Source organism: Arthrobacter sp. 01T419 (assembly GCF_056398865.1).
Window position 1 is genome coordinate 59,671 of record NZ_JBFTQF010000011.1, and the last position, 16,552, is coordinate 76,222.

The following is a 16,552-nucleotide window of genomic DNA, read 5'->3' on the forward strand; positions in this document are numbered from 1 at the left end:
TCGGAAGCAAGCGGCTGCTGTGTTGTTTGAGGGTCGCTCAGATGGTGCGTGTTGCCTTAGCCAGGTTGTCCTTGAGCTCGGCGGCGTTCTGCCGAATCACGTACGCAGGGCGGTCACGCTCCGCGCGCCAACTCTCGTCGAGCGGTCCAATGTTGACGGTGTCGAAACCGAACTCGTCGTAGAGCTTCGCCACGAGTTCGGCGGCCTCGGGATAGTCGCTGGCTGTGGCTAGCGCGCGTCGGTTTACGGTGCCTGCCGGGGTGCCGTCGGAGGTGATCTCCTTCGCCATGATGTGGTTGAAGCCCTTGGCCACCTTGGACGTGGGCAGGTGCTTTTGCAGCAACCCGGACGTGGTGGCTTCACCGGCGTCCAAGGCCGGGATACGGCCGTCGCGCTCCCAGTAGTAGTTGTTCGTGTCGATCACAATCTTGCCCTCGAGCGGTTCCGCGGGGATGTCCTGGTAGCTCTTAAGGGGAACGGTGACGACGGCGAAATCGCCCGCCGCTGCTGCCTCGGCCGGTATTGCGGCGCGAGCCCGGGGGCCCAGCTCCGTCACCAGTTCTGCAAGGGTTTCCGGCCCCCGCGAGTTGCTGATCACTACGTCATAGCCGAGTTCAACCGCTTTGCGGGCGACTTGGCTGCCAATGTGTCCTGCACCGATGATTCCGATTGTTGTCATGTTTGCGCCAACACCGCCCCCTGCACGGATATTTCGAAGGTTACGGCGGGTGACGCGTGGGACGTGCGGACCGGAGCAGCGCCCCGGCGACGCGGGATTTTCTTCGCGCCACCCAGAATGCCTCACGACACCGGAATTCTGGCGTCGCCAGGCATTCAGCGTGTCGAAGGTCGTGACGCACGTCGTGGACATTGCGTGACGCCGCCCGTTCCCTCGCCTCCAACGGCTTTACGTAGAATGGGCACCATGACTCCCGCCGTTGATACTGCCGCTGCCCGTGCCCGCCTCCTTGAATTGATCAAAGAACTGGCGGTTGTCCGCGGCAAGGTGATCCTTTCCAGCGGTGCCGAGGCGGACTACTACATCGACCTGCGGCGCATCACCCTCCACCACGAGGCCTCGAAGCTGGTCGGCCAGGTCATGTTGTCCATGATCGACGACGCCGGAATCGCCGTTGAGTGCGCCGGTGGCCTGACGATGGGTGCGGACCCGGTGGGGACCGCCGTGATGCACGCCGCGGCCGACACCGGCCGTGCCGTTGACGCGTTCGTCGTGCGCAAGGCCCAGAAGTCCTACGGCATGGGACGGCAGGTCGAGGGTCCCTCCGTCGAAGGCCGGAATGTAGTCGTTCTTGAGGACACCTCCACCACCGGCGGCTCGGCCCTGACCGCCGTCGAAGGTGTCCGCAAGGCCGGTGGCAACGTGGTGGCGGTAGCCGTGATCGTGGACCGCAACACCGGTGCCAAGGAAAAGATCGAAGCCGAAACCGGCGTCCCGTACCTCTTCGCCTTCGGCAAGGACGAGCTCGGCCTCGACTAACTGGCCCAGACTAGCTGAGGCTCGAGCGCGCTTGAGAGGGCCGTGTGCCCGTCGACCGAAACGCCTAAGCTGGCTGCGTGAACTTTCAGGCGGGGAAAATTCCTCGTAAGCAGCGCTGGCAGGACCCGGGCTCCCTTGCCCAGGTTCTCCGCCATGCTGCCGAGCTGAAGAGTTTTTCCCGTCGGACCTTCCTGATTGGCGCTGGCGCTTCGACGGCGCTGGCGGCGGACATGCTGTTTACCCGCCAGGTCCAGGCCGAGCGCCGCACCACCAAGATTCTCCCCGTCGGGGATGACTTCGCGGAGTCCTCTTACCCCAACTCGAGTTGGATACTCTTTCCCGGTTACAAGACCAGCTGGGAAGAAGCCCAATGGATCCTCAACTCCCTCCGAGGTTCGCTGCGGCAGAGGGGCCAGCTGGCCGCCGTCGGGTACTCCAACCTGGGGTTGGACGTCGCTGAGGTGGCGGACGCGGTGGTCGGCTATATCAACGAGCGGAAGCTGAACACGCTCTACTTCTATGGCCACAGTTTCGGCGGCATGCTGGCCACCGAAGTGGCCGCGCTCTTGCGTGAACGGGACGACGTCGGCGTCAAACTGATCCTGTTGGATTCTTCGCCGTTCAGTAAGTACGACATCCTCGACCAAAGCTGGTTCGACGGCGTGGTGTTCTTGTACGAGAGCGGCTTCCAGGTTCCGTCGGTGCTCCGCGGCGGTTACGAACTGGGCGAGCGCGTGGTGAACAAACATGAACGCACATGGGGGCAGATCTGGGACCAGACCCTCGAGCAGCTCTCGCCGATCGCACCGTCGAGTGTCCTGATCCAGAGTGAATCGGACTATATCTACCACTTCGACGGCACTCGGTTCGCGGACCGGCTGGGGGATACCCGCCTGGCTTTCATCGGAAACCCTCGCGATGACACGGTGAACTACGAGACTGCCCGGGCGGCGTGGGCCAAAACGTTCCCGCTCAACATAGCCTCCACGGGCCTCAGGACCGACGGCGCCCGGCCCGGCCACGCGAGTCCCCAGTGGAACCCCTTCGTCTACAATCCGATCATCGAGGATCTGCAGAACGAGCTGTTCCCCTTGCCCAGGGCCGGCTCGCGCGTGGTTATCAACTGACCGGACTCAGCTATCCGCGTGCCGCAGCCCATCCAGCTCTGCGCCGCTCAGTCCGGCGTCGTGCAGGTAGTCTGCCGCACTTCCGAACTCGCGCCCGAACACGTCCAGGAAGTACTCCATGGCAGGCTCAGGGGATTGCAGCAGCATGAGCGAGGGACTGAACGCGTCCTCCGGAACTTCGGGGACGGCCAGCCGCCACGCCGCCGCCATGGTCTCCAACATCAGCGGCAGGGCTGCAGTGCTGGCCGCGTAGTCCGCTACAACGGTTGCGTGGTCCATGCCGGTCGCGAGGAGCGCCAAGGCGGATACGACGCCGGTGCGGTCCTTGCCGAGGGAGCAGTGGATGAGCGTCCGCTTGCCTTGGGCCGCGGGACGGAGGGATTCCGCCACCCAATCAGGGCGTGTGCGAACCCAACCCAGGTACAGCTCCCCAAGGTCTTCGACGGTGTGGATCGTTTCGAGCCCGGCCGAGGCGACACGCGGATCGAGGGGGTTCTCTACGAGCTCCACCGTGCCGTTGGTCAGTCGCCACGGCACGATGGCGCGTTCGTACCCGCTGCGCAGATCCATGACCGTCTGGATTCCATGCAGTTCAAAGAAGGCGGCTGTCGCCGCGGTGTCCATACCGAACGGCTGGCTGCCTCTGAGGATCCGGCCGCCGGCCAGGGAACGCAGGTTCAGCACAGCCATGGTTCGACCTTAGATCTGATTTTTGAGATCGGCCACTGAGTTCAGGACTTGGTTCGGCCTGAACGGAAAAGCCGCGATGTCCTCGCGTTGGGTGATGCCGCTAAGCACCAGGACGGTGTGCAGCCCGGCCTCCATGCCGGCGATGATGTCCGTGTCCATGCGGTCACCGATCATGGCGGTGGTCTCGGAATGCGCGTCGATCTGGTTCATCGCCGAACGGAACATCATGGGGTTTGGCTTGCCCACAATGTAGGGCTCGCGGCCGGTGGCTTTGGAGATCAGCGCTGCGATGGCGCCGGTGGCGGGCATCGGACCGTCTTTCGACGGGCCCGTGGCATCCGGGTTGGTGGCAATGAAGCGGGCTCCGGCGAGGATCAGCCGGATGGCCATGGTGATGGCTTCAAAGGAATACGTGCGGGTTTCGCCGAGCACCACGAAGTCCGGGTTCTGGTCGGTGAGGATGAAGCCCGCCTCGTGGAGCGCCGTCGTGAGCCCTGCCTCACCGATGGTGTACGCGCGGTTCCCGGAATCCGAGCCCCGCACCTGGTCCTTCAGGAACTGTGCCGTGGCAAGCGCCGAAGTCCAAATGTTCTCCTCCGGGATTTCCAAGCCCGAGGAGCTCAGGCGGGCCGCCAGGTCCCGCGGCGTGAAGATGGAGTTGTTGGTGAGCACGAGGAATCGCTTGGAGGTATCCACCCAGCGTTGGATTAGTTCGGCCGCTCCGGGAACCGCCTGGTTCTCGTGGACCAGCACGCCGTCCATGTCGGTGAGCCAGCATTCAATCTCGTGTCCGTTGCGGTAGAGGGATGAGCTCTCCGGGGCCTCGGTTTCGTTCTCCATGCTTTTCCTCCGCGTATTGGCTGGTTCTCGTCCCAAGTCTTTCATCTTTCGGTTCTTGAGACACCCGGGTGTCCAGCGTTACGTGGGAGACGGTCGCGTGGTCGGTGTCGATTCGAGCGGTGAAAAATTCGAACGTACACGGATTGATCGATATCGCCCAAGCAAAAGCGTGATTTTGTTGAAAAATGGGCGGAAATATGCCCCGAACAAGCCTTGACATGTCCGAATCGGACCAGAACAATAGTCAATTAGGACGTACACGTTCTAATTGGATCTCAAAGGAGAGATTACTGATGAAGACCCGCACGGTTTCCATGTTCACGATAGTTTCCGGCCTTGCCGTTACCTTCCTCACCGGTTGTGGCGCCACACCTGCAGCGCCTGACAGTTCCACCGGTTCGGCCACTCTCCGCGTTGCCAGCATCAACATCGACGCGACGATCCCGCTCACCATCGCCCAAGAGCAGGGCTTCTTCAAGAACCACGGCCTGACTGTCAATACCAGTGTTTCCCCCGCGTTTGACGGCACCTTGGCCAGTGTAATGAACGGCCAGGCTGACATCGGTTTCGGCGCGGCGCCGCCGCTGCTGAACGCCATGGCAAAAAAGGCGCCTGTCCAGGTGGTGGCTCAGACAGCGTCCGTTGGAGGACAGATGACCGCCAATGTCGACGTTTACGGTGACGCCATCAACCGCCCCCGGGACTTGGAGGGACGCACCGTCGCCGTCACCTCGCTCAACGACCTTGGAGCTGTTGGTATACGCCTTTCCGTGGCCAAAGATGGCGGGGATCCGTCCAAGGTGAAACTCGTCGAGCTTCCTGAAGCGCAGGGACTTGGTGCGCTTCTTGAAGGACGCATCGATGCGGGCGTATTTCGCGGCCCTGCCCAACTCGCGGCCCGCACGACCAAAGGCGTGCGCGTGCTGTTCCAATACACCGACGGTCTGCCGGAAGGTAGCCCGCTGGACGTCTACTTCGCCACCTCGACGTTCATTCCGGGGCATGAAGACGCGCTCAAGCGGTTCCGGGCTGCCCTAGCAGATGCCGTTACCTATGTTAATGGCCACCCAGATGCCGCCCGAGCGGCTCTCGCCACGATATACAAGGACGTGGACGGTGGCGACAAGTTGGCTGCGACCCTGCCGCTTACCCGCTATTCCGCCACTATCAACCCGGACGCGGTAATGGCGCTGCAGGATGGCCTGACGAAATACGGGAAGCTAGCCGGCATTACCCCCTCCGATCGCTTCTATGGCTACAGCACTGGCAAGTGAGGTATAACGATGAAGCTAAGATCGGCCATCCTGGGAGCGGCAGGGCTGTTGACGTTGCTCACTGCGTGGGAATTGATTTCGCGGCTGGGGATTGTCAGGCAAGCATCCCTGCCCGCGGCCTCCACGACTCTGGCGCGCCTGGCCGCTGAGCTGGGACGCCCGGACCTCTGGGCACAAACACTCCAGACGCTGGCGCAGATCGTCATCGGCGCCGGACTATGCATAGCGATCGCCGTCCCGCTGGGACTGCTCATTGGGCGTCTGCCCCTCTTGGACGCCTATTCCCAAACATCAATCGACTTCCTCCGCGCCGTCCCTGGACTGGCGCTCGTCCCGCTGTTCGTCATGTTCATCGGGGCACGGCCCGAAATGGTGATCGGCCTCTCAGCGTTCGTAGCATTGTGGCCACTGCTGACCCAGACCATCGACGGCGCACGCTCCGTGGAACCGCTGGCCCTGGAAATGGCACGCAGCTTCCGGCTCGGTAAGCTCCGCACCTTCGCGCAGATCGTGCTCCCGTCCGCCGCGCCATTCATCGTCACTGGCCTGCGCATCACACTCAACGTCACGCTGCTGGTGGCAATCGGGACGCAGCTTCTGGTGGGTGCACCGGGCATCGGGCAGCAGATGGCCCAGGCCAATGCCAACGGAGACGGGCTGGCGATCTTCGCCCTCAGCATCTGGGCCGGCATCATTGGCGTCACCCTCAACCTGGCCTTGCGCTGGGCAGAAAACCGCCTGATGGCATGGCACAAAGCATCTACTGCACAGAGCGGAGCAGCATGAACCCCGTACTCAGCCGGAAAGTCGTTTACGCGCTGGCCCTCCCAATTGCCGTTATAGTCTTCATCGCCACCTATGCCAGCCTCGCTCACAACGTGTTTCTGTCCACGCCGCAAGAACTCTGGGACCGCGCGGTGGCATGGTGGCCGCAAGGGTGGGCGACCGACCTCCTGCCCAGTGTCCGAAATATCCTCATCGGATTCGTCGTCTCCGTCGTGGTCGGCATCGGGGCCGGCATGGCCCTGGGCAGCTCCCGATTTCTTCGGGACTACCTGGTACCGACGGTCGATTTCATCCGTGCCATCCCAAATGCGGCGATCGTGCCGGTTCTGCTACTGATTTTTGGGTTCTCTGCCGGCACCCGCATCTTGATTGTGTTCCTCAGCGCAGTCTGGCCGATCCTGCTCGGTGCGATGGATGGCGTCCTGTCCGCCGATCCACGACAGGGGGAGATGGCCCGCGCCTACCGGATCCCGGCCCTTGTCCGGTTCTTCCGGATCACCCTTCCCGGAGCAAGCCCGCAGATCCTGGCCGGTGTGAAGGTGGGGTTGACGGTCTCGATCGTCGTGGTGGTGATCAGCGAAATGTTCGGTGCGACCGACGGTTTGGGCTATTTCATCATCGCGTCCCAACGACAGTTCGACATCGCCGGGGTGTGGGTGGGAACCATTACCATCGCCCTCCTCGGGTATGGACTCAACGCCATATTCGCGCTCGTGCAAAACCGGCTCCTGCGCTGGCACCCATCCACACGCATTGACGCTCAAAGCTAGAAGAGGAATGACAATGACCACCTACAACCTCCCTGTGGCCGGGCATGGTGCTGCAGACCGTCGAGTCGCAGACAGCGGGCCCGCCAACGTGGGCGTGCTCGAAGCCAGCGGCCTGGGCAAGTCCTATGGCAATGGGCCCGCCGCGCGCGAAGTCCTCAAGGACGTGAACTTCAGCCTCGGTCGTGACGAGTTCGTCTGCATCGTCGGGCACTCCGGTACCGGCAAGACAACGCTCCTGCGATGCCTAGCCGGACTCATGGCCCCCACTTCGGGAGAAGTCCGTTTCGAAGGCGCCACGGTTACCGAACCTCCTCGCGGGCTCGCCGTCGTGTTCCAGGACTACTCCCGTTCACTCCTGCCGTGGATGACGGTCGCGAAAAACGTTGAACTGCCGCTGAAGGGCAAAGGCATCAACAGCGTCGAACGCCATTCGCTGGTCGCGAACGTGCTTGGCTCGGTTGGCCTTTCCGTTCATGCCGACAAGCTGCCCCACGAACTCTCCGGCGGCATGCAGCAGCGCGTCGCAATCGCCCGTGCTCTGGCGTACCGGCCGGAAGTGCTGATCATGGACGAGCCATTCGCTAGTGTTGACGCCCAGACGCGCGCCGACCTTGAGGATCTGACGTTGAAGCTGCGCCTGGAATTTTCCGCCTCCGTCGTCCTCGTCACCCATGACGTCGACGAAGCCGTGTATCTCGGCGACAGGGTCGTGGTCCTGGGCGGCAGCCCGGCAAGCGTCCGACGGATCGAACACACGGGTCTCGGAACTGACCGGGACCAGATTGAGACGAAAGCTTTGCCACAGTTCACGGACGTCCGCGCCCGTGTGCTCCGAGAGATCCGATCACAAACCCATCCGACCATTGAGGGGGAACATCCGTGAGCGTGCACGAGAAACACGATGAGGTCCAGAGCGAACTACCGCAAAACGCGGGTAACGACGTCGGGGATCCAACCTGGGGCTTCATGCCGAGGTTGCGTCGCCTGACACAGCTGTACACGGCCGCATGGGTCACTCATGTGTCCCCGGAGGTTACCTCCACACAGTTCGGCATGCTCTCGGCACTGGACGCCATCCCCGGACAGGACCAGAAGACGTTGGCACAAACGTTAAGCATGGACAAATCGAGCACCGCCGATGTTGTCAACCGACTATCCCGTCGAGGGCACATCCGCGTCCTGCGCGACACCAGTGACTCCCGCCGCAAGATCCTCCTGCTCACGCCTGAGGGCAAGGCGTGTCTTGAGGAGCTTCGTCCACTGGTACGCGGCCTGCGCCAAAAGACCTTCGCCGAATTCGGGGACGCGGAACGGGCTGTGTTCTTGAACGGCATGAGCCGGCTGGTTCATCATTTGGAAGGAATGAGCGAAGGATGACTGCAGCCGTGTCACCGGACGTCATTGAACAGGCCACAGTGCTCCGACGGCGCGCGGGGTTGATCGCGATCAACCCCGTCAAAGCGCACGACGGCTACACCTTGGTTGCACCCAGCGGCGGTGGAACCACCACCCGCCTCATCGACCTGCAGGGGCATGAGGTGCACCGATGGGAATTGCCGTGGCCGCCTGGCCTGGGTTCGCGCATCACGGACCGCCGAACCCTCCTCTACAGCGGACGCATCGTCGACGACGAACCGTTCCTTGGGCGCCTCCCGTTCAAGGGTGGCGTCGTGGCCGAAGTCGGCTGGGACGGTGAGGTGCTGTGGGAGGTAAGACACCCAAGCCACCACCACGACGCGATACTCCTCCGTAACGGAAATGTCCTGCTGCTGGGGCTCGGGCAGGTCCCTGCCGACTTGGCGGCACGAGTTATCGGCGGAATCGGCGCCGTCGGCGAACCCATGTACGCCGACACCGTCGTCGAGATAACAACCGCCGGCGAAATCGTTTGGGAGTGGCGGAGCTGGGAACATCTTGACGTCGACCTTGACCGGATCGGACCAGGTCCGATGGATCGCAGCGAATGGACCCACGGCAACGGGCTGGCCGAATTGCCCAATGGGGACGTCCTCGTCAGCATGCGTCAGATCTCAACACTGCTGCGGATCGACCGGCACACGAACCAGATTCTGCAACGCATCGGCGCCGACGAGCTCGCCGGCCAACACTCACCATGGCTAACCGACTCGTCGGTGCTGGTTTACGACAACGGATTCAACCGTGCCGACGGGTGGCCACCCTACTCCCGGGTTGTCGAGTTCGATTTGAACACAGGTGAAAGCGTATGGACCTACACCGACCCTGTCCGGTGGGAATTCTTCAGCGCCTTGCAATCGTCCGTGCAGCGGCTGCCCAACCACAACACTCTGATTTGCGAGGGACTCACCGGACGGATCTTCGAAGTCACGGGCAGCGGCGAGGTGGTATGGGAGTACGTCAATCCCTATGCCGCCACGTCTCCGAACGACCCGGACGGAGCCCGCTCGAATCGGATGTTCCGCGCCTTCCGTTACACCCGCGACCAACTAGGTCCGCTAGCCGGGCCTTCTGCTGAAACACAAGGTGAAAACCAATGAGACTGATTCTCCTCGGTACCGCCGGTGGTCCCCGGCCGGCCGTCAACCGCAGTGCCCCGGCGCAGGCGATCATCCACGACGGCGAGGTCCATGTGATCGACTGTGGCAACGGGGTGGCGCGCCAGYTGGCCCTCGCCGGCATCCCGCGAGACCGACTCACAGGCGTCTACATCACCCATCACCATGCCGACCACATGATCGACGTGGGTGCGCTGCCGCTGATCGCCTGGACCGATGGTCGTGACCTCCCCATCGATGTGTACGGTCCGCCGGGAACGGGGTCCATGCTTAACGATTTCTTGAGCATGACGGCACCCGAACTCGAAGCGCGCACCGCGACCACTGGCCGTGTCCCGTTCCCTGGGCTCCTTCGCACCACAGACCTGGACGCGGCAGGAGTCGTCCGGGAACGGAACAGGCTGCGTGTGACCTCCCGACTCGTTGACCATCCACCTTTCGACATCGCCCTGGGTTACCGCTTCGACGCCGGCGGCCGGTCGGTGGTCATCTCCGGCGACACGCGGTATTCGCCGGCCTTGATCGAACTCGCCCGTGGAGCTGACGTGCTCGTCCATGAGGCCATCTACCCGGAAGCGGTCGGCACTCAACTGGAGGGCGCACGAGCCGAAACCCTTCGCCAGCATCTGATGTCGTGCCACACCACCGCGGAACAGGCCGGACAAGTCGCCGCTGAAGCCGGCGTGGATACGCTCGTGTTGTCTCATCTTGTGCCTGGCAGTGACGTCGTCACTGACCAGATGTGGCTTGAAGCGGCATCCCGTACGTTCAGCGGCCGCATCATCATCGGCCGCGATCTGCAAGAAATCACCCTCGACCCCGTCAGCCATCAGGAGAACAGCTATGTCGAAGCCTGACACCACGAACATCCCCGATACCAGTCATGGCGTGGTTCCGGCTAACGGCGCCGGCCTCTACTACGAACTCCGCGGTGCCGGGCCGGCATTGTTGCTCATTCCCGGCGCCAGCGGCGATGGTGGCATGTATTCGCTGGCCGCCGAGCAGCTCGCCCACGACTTCACGGTCATCACGTACGATCGCCGCGGCAACTCCCGTAGCCTTCCCCCAGCCGGCTGGGATACGACCTCTGTCGACGAACAAGCCGATGACGCTGCCGCGCTCATCGCCGCGCTCAATCTCTCGCCGGCCTATGTGTTCGGCAACAGCAGTGGCGCCACCATTGCCATCAACCTGGCCCTTCGCCACCCGGACGTTCTGCGAGTAGTCGTCGCCCACGAACCGCCCAAAATCGGCACCCTGCCCAATCGCGACGAGTTCCTGGCAGAGCTGAAAGGCAACATGGAGGCGGCCGTCGAAACCGGCGGATATGCCAACGCCATGGACGTTTTCCACGGCTGGTTGACCGGGCCGGACGACGACGCGGACGATGCAGACCTTCGTCAGCGTGTCCAGGCCAACGGCGAGAACTGGATACGACGTGAACTTGGCATAGTGGATCGATATGACCCGCCTGCAGAGCTAGTTTCGGCACGCATCACGCCGTTGGTCATCGGCATTGGCACTGCAGGGGGGACAGAGCTTCACTCGAATCTGCTCGCCACCTACCGGGAGTCGCTCAGCAAGTTGGCGGCTGAGCTCGGTGCTCGATTTGCGTCTTTCACCGGGGCGCACGTTCCCTACGCAACCGGGCCCGAAACCTTCGCGGCGGAGCTTGGCAGAGTCCTCCGCGCCACCAACCAGGACCACTAGACGCCAGAGAGCCACACCAGAAAGCAGCCTCCGCATAACCAACCCAGAGGCTGCTTTCTCTGCCACATTGACAAAATCGATGAGGTACTAGGGTTGAGGAGTGACTGACCGGCCCCAGAACCCAGCCCCTACCGATACGACGCCCGAGGGTGAGTCCGAAGCGAAGCCGGAGGTCGGCGTCGGGCCCTGGGAAGGTGATTGGCCGGAAGGCGAGCAATGGGATCCGGACCTCCTGGCGGACGGCGACCGCCGCAACGTGGTGGACAAATACCGGTACTGGAAGCACGAAGCGATCGTGGCGGATCTGGACGCCCACCGGCACGATTTCCACATCGCCATTGAGAATTGGCAGCACGACCTGAACATCGGCACCGTGGTGCGCACCGCCAACGCGTTCCTCGCCAAAGAGGTCCACATCATCGGACGACGCCGGTGGAACCGTCGCGGGGCCATGGTCACCGACCGCTACCAGCACGTCCGCCACCACCCCACCGTGGAGGACTTCGTGGCGTGGGCGCAGGGGGAGGGGTTGGCGATCATCGGCATCGACATTTTCCCGGATTCCGTGCCGCTGGAAACCTACGACCTTCCCCGCAACTGCGTGCTCGTGTTCGGACAGGAAGGCCCCGGATTGACGCCCGAGGTGCACGACGCCGCCGTTGCCACCCTGTCGATCGAGCAGTACGGTTCTACTCGCTCGATGAACGCGGCGTCGGCTGCGGCAATCGCGATGCACGCCTGGATTCGTCGGCACAACTTCGGGCAGCAGGTCTCTTAACGCCCTTTCTTACAGACGGTCCGCAAGTGTTACCCGTCTCCGTGACCGGAAACACGGTGCCGGATTCTTCAGTCGCTAGGATGGTGTCTAGCCGTATAGGTCTACTCCAGGGTCAACAAAACCCACAGACGAAAATCAGCATAGGAGTCAGCATGCCCATCGCAACCCCAGAGATTTACTCCGAGATGATCGACCGCGCGAAGGCCGGTGGATATGCGTTCCCGGCAGTGAACGTCACCTCGTCGCAGACCCTGAACGCCGCCATCCGCGGCTTTGCCGAGGCCGAATCGGACGGCATCATCCAGGTCTCCACCGGTGGTGCGGCCTACTGGTCCGGCGCATCCGTCAAGGACATGGTTGCCGGCTCCCTGGGCTTCGCGGCTTTCGCCCGCGAGGTCGCCAAGAACTACAACGTGAACATCGCCCTGCACACGGACCACTGCCCGCAGGACAAGCTCGCGGACTTCGTGCTTCCGCTGCTGGCTGCTTCCGAGGAAGCCGTCAAGGCCGGCAAGGACCCCATCTTCAACTCGCACATGTGGGACGGCTCGCACGAGACCCTGTCCGAGAACCTGCGGATCGGTCGCGAACTCTTGGAGCGCGCAGCTGCCGCCAAGATCATCCTCGAGGTTGAAATCGGCACGGTTGGCGGCGAGGAAGACGGCGTCGAGAACGAGATCAACGAGAAGCTGTACACCACCACTGCAGACGCCCTCGCCACCATCGAGGCCCTCGGCGCCGGCGAGAACGGCCGCTACCTGACGGCCCTGACCTTCGGCAACGTCCACGGCGTGTACAAGCCGGGCAACGTCAAGCTCCGCCCCGAACTGCTCAAGCAGATCCAGGCCGAGGTCGGTGCGAAGATCGGCAAGACTAACCCGTTCGACCTCGTCTTCCACGGCGGCTCCGGCTCCACCGAGCAGGAAATCGCGGATGCTGTTTCCTACGGTGTCATCAAGATGAACATCGACACCGACACCCAATACGCGTTCACCCGCCCGGTTGCCGGTCACATGTTCTCGAACTACGACGGCGTCCTGAAGGTCGACGGCGAAATGGGCAACAAGAAGACCTACGACCCCCGCGTCTGGGGAGCCTCCGCCGAGGCCGGCATGGCTGCCCGGATCGTGGAAGCCGCCAAGCAGCTCGGTTCGGTCGGCAAGACCTTCTAATGTCCGACGAATTCCGCAAGAACCTGATGGGCCCGGAGCCGACGCTCCTCCCTCCCGAGACCGAGGTGTACCAGCACCTTGCGTTGGGGCAGGAGGCCCTGGACCTCGTAGCCAAGTACCCCACGTCTTCGTTGCTGTGGGCGATCCTGGCCGAGGAAGCCTGGGCTGAAGGACGAACCATCGATTCGTACGCGTATTCGCGTGTGGGTTACCACCGTGGACTGGATTCGCTGCGCCGCAACGGTTGGCGCGGCGTCGGGCCCATCCCGTGGGAGCACGAGCCCAACAGAGGATTCCTGCGCGCTCTGTACTCCCTCGGCCGGGCATCCGCTGCCATTGGCGAAGCCGAGGAACCGGAGCGGATCGAGAAGTTCCTGAACGACTCCGATCCTGCTGCGAAGGCAGCGATCGAAGGCTAGAAAAGCTGAGAAGACGCCGACGGCGGCCGCCCACGTAAGGTGGGGCGGCCGCCGTCGCGCTTTCCCCGCCCAACTGACTCGCAGTAAATGTCGTTATGAGGCGTCATAACGACAACAAATGCGAGTTAGTTGGGCAGGTCCTAGGAAACTGGCGTGAGGCCGGTCCGGGCCATTGCCTCGGCGTAAGCGCCATGGATGAGGTCCAGGTACTCCTGCTGGCGCGTAGGGGAGCCCGCGAAAGAGCGTCCACCCAGGGAGCGGACCTTGAACGTCTTGAAGCCGCGGCGGTGGATGCTCTGCGGGGCGGCCTTCATGAGCTGGTCTGCCAAGCGGTGGGCTTCATTGCCGTGGGCTACCAGCACGGAGGTGCGCGGCACGATCGCGAGCAAACGCAGGAGCGGCTTGAGGCCTTCGGTGATGTTGGCGGGAGTCAGCTTGCCCGGCTCTCCGTCCGGTTCGATCCACGGGTACACGTTCCACGGCATCATGAGTTCCGGACGCAGCCCCAACTGCCACTGCATGCCCACCATGCGGGTGGTGGCATCTGCGTCACCCGGGACAATGAAGCCCGAGCCCTCCGTGGTGCGGGTGTTGGAGAATAGGCTGATGATGCGGCATTCGTCAACGCTGTGGGCGGGGTCCACGTAGAGGACTTCGCTGCCCGGCTTCTGTTCTTTGAGGGAATCGCAAAGCCCCGTGACCTCGGCGATGTGGGGTTCGAAACGTCGGTTCCAGAGCTGCTCTTCGAGTGAATCAGTCGCCAGGTCTTGCATATGGGCTTTGGTCTCCTACGGGTAGCGAGGCGCACTTATCCGGCCGGGAACGGTTGGCCGCGACCGGTCGGGGTTGGGTGCTGTGTTGGGGGCTGGTTAACTCTACCGGAACGGCGGTGAGCTGTGGGGTGAATCGGGACTTCTGTGGTGGGACTCTCGACGGCGGCAAGCGGCGGCGACCGTTTGGCCGCGGCCGGGTTAACTGAAACGGCACCGCCTCGATGAGCTCGAGACGGTGCCGTTTTCGAAACGCCTGTTACTGCTTGTTGTCGTTCTGGTCGTCGTTTTCCTTGGTGCGGGAAACTACCGTACCGTTCGATTCATTCAGGATGAGTTTGACGTCCCGCCCGTTGTCAAAGTTGAACATCGCGTTGATGGATCCGGCTTTGGCGTCTGCCGACGAGTCGCCAATCTGGCCCGTGCGCCAGTTGTCCTCGATGAAGCGAAGGATGGAAGCCTGGTCCGTCTGGGTGTGGTCAACGAAGTTCTTCTTGGCGAAGGGGGAGATCACCACAAGCGGCTGGCGGGGGCCGGGGCCGCAACGGTCGGCATAGCCTCCGGCCGTAGGCACACCCTTGTTGTATGCGTTGAGGCACCACGCAGCGTCGTCAGTGGTGTTCGAGGAGTTCTTCACCGCGGCGGCAACGTGGTCATACCAGCCGTCCGAGTCATCGTAGGCAAGGATGACGGCGGTGTTTTCCCAGTTCTTCGAGTTTTGGATGGCGTTCACCTGCTGCGTGATGAACTTCTGCTCGTCCAGGGGATCGGAGTAGCCAGCGTGGCCGTCCTGGTAGTTTCCCGCCTTGAGGAAGGACACTGCAGGCATGTTGTCGGAGTTGACCACCTTGGCGAAGTCCTTGGTGTCGTACTGGTGGTTCGCCTGTCCGTTGTGCCCGATCTCGTCCACGCTGGCGGGAGCAAGGTGGTGTGGGTTGGACGTGGACTTGTAGTACTGGAACGGCTGGTGGTGCGGGTTGTAGTCCGTCACCGTGGCGGCTGCAATGTTGGTGTGGGTGGCCATGCAGGCCGCCGGAGTGGTGGCCGTCGCCGCCGTCGTCGGTGCAAAGCCGCCCTGGAACCAGCCCCAGCTGACTCCCTTGTCGTTCAGCAGGTCACCGATGTTCTTGCCCTGCATGCCGGCGAGGTTGTTCTTGCTCGCGTGGCTCTTGTTGGAGCAGTCGTCGTAGACCGGATCCGGGTCCTCCGTCATGGTGCCTACGCCGTTGGCGTCAGGGAACTTGACCGTATAGTCGCTGCTTGCGGGCTTGACCGGCTGTCCGTCCGCGGTGAACTCCGTGACGCCGTGGGTTTGGCCGGACACCAGGTTGAGCGCGCCGGGGCTGGACGGGCCGAAGACGGTGCTGAAGTGGGAATCGCTCATGGCGAAGTTCTGGGCGTAGTTCCAGATTCCTGTGACCGTGTTGCCGTCGTAGTAGTCCATGGTGAGCCCAGGGCGGCCGAACTGGCCACCCGAGCAGGTATCCATGCTGGTGTTCTCGACGAACTTGTTCATCAGGCCACCGTTGTAGGCCTTCTGCTCCGCGGTGTACTCGTGGTCCTGGTCGCAGGTGATTGCCTGGCCTGGCGTCAGCCGCTGGGGCTGGGCCGAGTTGGGGTTGTTAGGTGCCAGCAACTTGTCGTGGGCGAGGGTGGCGATGTTCTTGGGGGTGTTCTTGGCCGCCGTGAACGTCGGAGCCGCTGCGCCACTGCCTTGCTGGGTTTCGCCCGCGGTGTTTGCGGCCTGGGGGTACGTCGCGAAGTAGTGGTCGAAGGAGACGTTCTCGCCGAAAATCACCACAACGTGCTTGATGGGCGTCGCGGTTCCTTTAGGGTCGTCATTGGACGAGGCCGAGGCGGGCGTCATGCCGAACCCGATCATGCCGGCAGCGATCGTGGATGCTGCGAGTGCGCTCACTCCTGCCGTTGACAAGAGTCGCTTGTTGCGAAAATTCATGGATTTCCCTTCAGATTCATGGAAGTGCCCGCCCAACTAGCTCGCATTTGTTGTCGTTTAGAGGGCTCATAACGACAACAAATGCGAGTCAGTTGGGTGTGTTGGGGGTGAGGATTCACAAAGAATGTAGCCGCTCGCTTGGAGCTCGAGGGCCGTTTTGGAGGCTCAAAGCGGACTGTTTGGGAAGAGTTCACATTCTGCTCACAGGGAACTTCGAGGGCGCCGTG

General features: G+C 62.7%; 18 protein-coding genes. 13 read left to right on the top strand and 5 right to left on the bottom strand.

Annotation, left to right across the window (positions count from 1 at the left end):
* Positions 1-37: 37 nt before the first annotated feature.
* Entirely contained in the window at positions 38-679 is a 642-nt protein-coding gene (locus AC1DLO_RS15975; RefSeq protein WP_476890533.1) for an NADPH-dependent F420 reductase, read from the bottom strand.
* A 246-nt stretch (positions 680-925) separates the two neighbouring features.
* Between AC1DLO_RS15975 and pyrE the strand changes: the two genes are divergently transcribed.
* Together pyrE and AC1DLO_RS15985 are read left to right on the top strand one after the other, a co-directional pair.
* Positions 926-1,498, top strand: coding sequence for an orotate phosphoribosyltransferase (gene pyrE / locus AC1DLO_RS15980; RefSeq protein WP_265982127.1), 573 nt, complete (start codon positions 926-928; stop codon positions 1,496-1,498).
* 77 nt (positions 1,499-1,575) lie between these two features.
* Complete coding sequence (locus AC1DLO_RS15985) at positions 1,576-2,625, top strand: thioesterase domain-containing protein (RefSeq protein ID WP_476890534.1); 1,050 nt, start codon at positions 1,576-1,578, stop codon at positions 2,623-2,625.
* A gap of 6 nt (positions 2,626-2,631) precedes the next feature.
* On the opposite strand, the gene AC1DLO_RS15990 is transcribed toward AC1DLO_RS15985, so the two are convergent.
* Together AC1DLO_RS15990 and AC1DLO_RS15995 are read right to left on the bottom strand one after the other, a co-directional pair.
* Complete coding sequence (locus AC1DLO_RS15990) at positions 2,632-3,315, bottom strand: tyrosine-protein phosphatase (protein WP_476890535.1); 684 nt, start codon at positions 3,313-3,315, stop codon at positions 2,632-2,634.
* A 9-nt stretch (positions 3,316-3,324) separates the two neighbouring features.
* The gene (locus tag AC1DLO_RS15995) at positions 3,325-4,155 is read right to left on the bottom strand and encodes an HAD-IIA family hydrolase (protein ID WP_184741366.1); all 831 of its coding nucleotides are present in this window, start codon (positions 4,153-4,155) and stop codon (positions 3,325-3,327) included.
* A gap of 293 nt (positions 4,156-4,448) precedes the next feature.
* Between AC1DLO_RS15995 and AC1DLO_RS16000 the strand changes: the two genes are divergently transcribed.
* The 11 genes from AC1DLO_RS16000 (at position 4,449) to AC1DLO_RS16050 (ending at position 13,598) form a co-directional block, all read left to right on the top strand.
* Positions 4,449-5,429 (top strand): ABC transporter substrate-binding protein, encoded by a 981-nt coding sequence (locus AC1DLO_RS16000; RefSeq protein ID WP_476890536.1) that lies wholly within the window; start codon positions 4,449-4,451, stop codon positions 5,427-5,429.
* Positions 5,430-5,438: 9 nt separating this feature from the next.
* Complete coding sequence (locus AC1DLO_RS16005) at positions 5,439-6,215, top strand: ABC transporter permease (RefSeq protein ID WP_476890537.1); 777 nt, start codon at positions 5,439-5,441, stop codon at positions 6,213-6,215.
* A complete protein-coding gene (locus AC1DLO_RS16010; RefSeq protein WP_476890538.1) occupies positions 6,176-6,985 on the top strand; it encodes an ABC transporter permease in 810 nt (269 codons plus the stop codon). Before AC1DLO_RS16005 ends, AC1DLO_RS16010 begins: the two co-directional genes overlap by 40 nt.
* Positions 6,986-6,998: 13 nt before the next feature.
* Positions 6,999-7,868 carry an ABC transporter ATP-binding protein gene (locus AC1DLO_RS16015; RefSeq protein ID WP_476890539.1) on the top strand — a complete coding sequence of 290 codons (870 nt, stop codon included), beginning with the start codon at positions 6,999-7,001 and terminating at the stop codon, positions 7,866-7,868.
* Positions 7,865-8,362, top strand: coding sequence for a MarR family winged helix-turn-helix transcriptional regulator (locus AC1DLO_RS16020; protein WP_476890540.1), 498 nt, complete (start codon positions 7,865-7,867; stop codon positions 8,360-8,362). Before AC1DLO_RS16015 ends, AC1DLO_RS16020 begins: the two co-directional genes overlap by 4 nt.
* Entirely contained in the window at positions 8,359-9,501 is a 1,143-nt protein-coding gene (locus tag AC1DLO_RS16025) for an aryl-sulfate sulfotransferase (RefSeq protein WP_476890541.1), read from the top strand. The genes AC1DLO_RS16020 and AC1DLO_RS16025 overlap by 4 nt, the downstream gene beginning before the upstream one ends.
* Positions 9,498-10,376, top strand: coding sequence for an MBL fold metallo-hydrolase (locus AC1DLO_RS16030; RefSeq protein WP_476890542.1), 879 nt, complete (start codon positions 9,498-9,500; stop codon positions 10,374-10,376). Before AC1DLO_RS16025 ends, AC1DLO_RS16030 begins: the two co-directional genes overlap by 4 nt.
* A complete protein-coding gene (locus AC1DLO_RS16035; RefSeq protein ID WP_476890543.1) occupies positions 10,363-11,229 on the top strand; it encodes an alpha/beta fold hydrolase in 867 nt (288 codons plus the stop codon). Before AC1DLO_RS16030 ends, AC1DLO_RS16035 begins: the two co-directional genes overlap by 14 nt.
* 100 nt (positions 11,230-11,329) lie before the next feature.
* Positions 11,330-12,007 carry a TrmH family RNA methyltransferase gene (locus tag AC1DLO_RS16040; RefSeq protein WP_476890544.1) on the top strand — a complete coding sequence of 226 codons (678 nt, stop codon included), beginning with the start codon at positions 11,330-11,332 and terminating at the stop codon, positions 12,005-12,007.
* An 80-nt stretch (positions 12,008-12,087) separates the two neighbouring features.
* Positions 12,088-13,179 (top strand): class II fructose-bisphosphate aldolase, encoded by a 1,092-nt coding sequence (gene fbaA / locus AC1DLO_RS16045; RefSeq protein WP_476890545.1) that lies wholly within the window; start codon positions 12,088-12,090, stop codon positions 13,177-13,179.
* On the top strand, positions 13,179-13,598 hold the full coding sequence (locus AC1DLO_RS16050; RefSeq protein ID WP_184741364.1) for a DUF3151 domain-containing protein: 420 nt from the start codon (positions 13,179-13,181) through the stop codon (positions 13,596-13,598). Before fbaA ends, AC1DLO_RS16050 begins: the two co-directional genes overlap by 1 nt.
* Positions 13,599-13,738: 140 nt before the next feature.
* On the opposite strand, the gene AC1DLO_RS16055 is transcribed toward AC1DLO_RS16050, so the two are convergent.
* Complete coding sequence (locus AC1DLO_RS16055) at positions 13,739-14,371, bottom strand: uracil-DNA glycosylase family protein (RefSeq protein WP_476890546.1); 633 nt, start codon at positions 14,369-14,371, stop codon at positions 13,739-13,741.
* Positions 14,372-14,627: 256 nt separating this feature from the next.
* Positions 14,628-16,325: a phospholipase C gene (locus AC1DLO_RS16060; RefSeq protein ID WP_476890547.1), complete on the bottom strand. Its 1,698-nt coding sequence runs from the start codon at positions 16,323-16,325 to the stop codon at positions 14,628-14,630.
* Between the last annotated feature and the right edge of the window lie 227 nt (positions 16,326-16,552).